Source organism: Stenotrophomonas sp. PS02300, assembly GCF_029959395.1.
In the GTDB taxonomy this organism is placed as follows: Bacteria; Pseudomonadota; Gammaproteobacteria; order Xanthomonadales; family Xanthomonadaceae; genus Stenotrophomonas; species Stenotrophomonas maltophilia_AD.
Genome location: NZ_JASCOP010000264.1, coordinates 1 through 498 on the forward strand (window position 1 = coordinate 1; position 498 = coordinate 498).

Sequence of the window (498 nt, forward strand, 5' to 3'; positions counted from 1 at the left end):
CACCCGATCCCATCCCGAACTCGGAAGTGAAACGCAGCTGCGCCGATGGTAGTGTGGCTCAAGCCATGCGAGAGTAGGTCATCGCCAGGGTTTACACCCGAGAACCCCGCTGCATGCGCAGCGGGGTTTTCCTTTTTTTGCAAGCACATGCTTTTTACGTGCACTTGCAGCAACAACTTCAAGAAGAACTTCAAGTTCGCCTCACAAGTTGTTGACAGATTCGAAAAGCCTGACATAATAGGCGGCTCGCAACGACGAAAGGCCCTCGGGCATTTCGGGCATCACGACCAACGGTCGTGATCTACCACCAGGTAGGTATCGACTGTCAGTCGATACGCAAAACACCTCGAAAAAAGGTGTTGACGAAGCGAAAAAGCCGGCTATAATGGGCGGCTCGCAACGACGGAAACGTCGGGGCACACGGAGGAAGGCGCTGAGGCCGACTCCCAAGTTCTTTGACAGTATGCGCAGGTATCTTGTGAAGGCGCCTGCAGGAAG

Annotated in this window: 1 rRNA gene; it reads left to right on the forward strand. The window is 54.4% G+C overall.

Annotation, left to right across the window (positions count from 1 at the left end):
• Positions 1–90 (forward strand): 5S ribosomal RNA (rrf, locus tag QMX79_RS20845); the annotation flags it as partial.
• Positions 91–498 lie beyond the last annotated feature (408 nt).